General features: G+C 70.7%; 2 protein-coding genes and 1 pseudogene. All 3 read right to left on the bottom strand.

Features of this window, described 5'->3' with window-relative positions; all coding sequences use genetic code 11:
* Positions 1-533, bottom strand: a 533-nt coding sequence (locus AB0M27_RS47750; protein WP_365732453.1) for a leucine zipper domain-containing protein, incomplete at its 3' end; no start/stop codon positions are given.
* A gap of 145 nt (positions 534-678) precedes the next feature.
* On the bottom strand, positions 679-1,131 hold the full coding sequence (gene aroQ / locus AB0M27_RS47745; RefSeq protein WP_020628425.1) for a type II 3-dehydroquinate dehydratase: 453 nt from the start codon (positions 1,129-1,131) through the stop codon (positions 679-681).
* Positions 1,132-1,259: 128 nt separating this feature from the next.
* Positions 1,260-1,571: pseudogene (locus AB0M27_RS47740) on the bottom strand (hypothetical protein); the annotation flags it as partial.

Here is a 1,571-nt window from a genome sequence, read left to right as displayed (position 1 = left end):
CCACGCTTGGAAGCACGGCCTGCTTCACTTTCACGTCCGTGGGTGCGCCAGCCGCCCCCGTCTGGGATCTGCCCGATCTTCTTCACGTCCAGGTGCACCATGTGCCCCGGGCCGCGGGCGGTGATCTTCTGGGGTCGTTGGCGCAGGTCTTCTCCGGCCGGGGTCAGGTCCCGTAAGCGGGAGATCCCGAGTCGGTGCAGCCACCTTCCCACGGTTCGGAGGCACACCCGGTGGCCCTCGGAGACGAGGTGGTGATGGATGCGCCGTGCGGACCACTTGCGCTCCCGCCGCAGGGCGTGGATCTGGGCGACCAAGACCGGATCGAGCTGGGCAGGTGAACGGTGCGGCCGGCTGGGCAGGTCCTGAAGGCCGGCTTCTCCCTGGGCGCGGTAGCGGGCGACCCAGGTGGCCACCGTGGGCCGGCTCACCCGGAACTCGGCGGCCACGTGTGCCTGCGGGATCCCGTCGTGCAGGTGGCGGTGGACCATCCTGAGACGGCCGGTGGGAGTCAGGGGTGCGTTAGCGTGAGTCATGAGTGGGTCTTCTCGGGCAGGTCGGTGGTGTAGGAACTTCCATCCTGCGGGAGAGGCCCACTCGTCTCATCTCAGCCCGTACCTCGTGTCAAGAACCTCATGACCCACAACAGCTAGGCACGGCCAGGCGGGTCCTGACCAGCGCTCAGCGGCGCACAGCCGCGGCGAGCCAGTCGACGGCGAGGGCGTAGCCCTGGACGCCCGCCCCGGCGATCACGACGTCGGCGACGGCGGAGACGTGCGAGTGGTGCCGGAACGCCTCGCGCCGGTGGACGTTGGAGATGTGCACCTCGGCGATCGGCCGGTCGACGGCGGCGAGGGCGTCGCGGATCGCGATGGAGGTGTGCGAGTACGCGGCGGGGTTGATGAGGACGCCAGCGTGGGAGGTGCGGGCCTCCTGGATCCAGTCGATGAGCTCGCCCTCGTGGTTGGACTGTCGGAAGTCCACGGTCAGCCCGTGCTCGGCCGCGCGGGCCTCGGTGAGCGCACGGACGTCGTCGAGGGTGGCCGTGCCGTAGACCTCGGGCTCGCGGGTGCCGAGCAGGTTCAGGTTGGGGCCGTTGAGCACGAGCAGGGGCAGGGCGGGAGTGGCGGTCATGCGGTCAGTCTAGGAAGCGACGACGACGGCTCCCGTCTCGGCCGCGACAGTGCGTGGAAGGCGCCCGTTTCCCGAACGAAAGTGCCGGGACACGCCGCCGTTTCCCGAACGAAAACGCCCCCGGGGGGTCAGGCGGCGTACTGGCCGCGCATCAGCACGGCGCCGCCGTCGACGCCCTTGGCGCCCTGCACGAAGTCCAGGCCCGCGGCTGCCGCGTCGTCGGTGAGGGCGCCGATGGTGCCCATCTCCCACGCGTCGATGCCGGCGTCCACGAGCACGGAGATCGACTTCGCGGCCACCTCCGGGTCCACCACGGCCACCATGCCCACGCCGAGGTTGAGGGTGCGCTCGAGGTCGGACTGCGGAACGCGGCCGAGCTCGCCCACCAGGCGGAACACGGGCGGCAGGGACCAGGTGTCGCGCTCGACGGTCGCCATGAG

This window comes from Streptomyces sp. NPDC052107 (genome assembly GCF_040680215.1).
In the GTDB taxonomy this organism is placed as follows: Bacteria; Actinomycetota; Actinomycetes; order Streptomycetales; family Streptomycetaceae; genus Streptomyces.
Note: the sequence above shows the minus strand (reverse complement) of the source record. Positions and strands in the feature narration are given on the sequence as shown.

Excerpts from the sequence above, each read along its gene's own strand:
- aroQ (WP_020628425.1), bottom strand. The coding sequence starts at position 1,131 with ATGACCGCCACTCCCGCCCTGCCCCTGCTCGTGCTCAACGGCCCCAAC.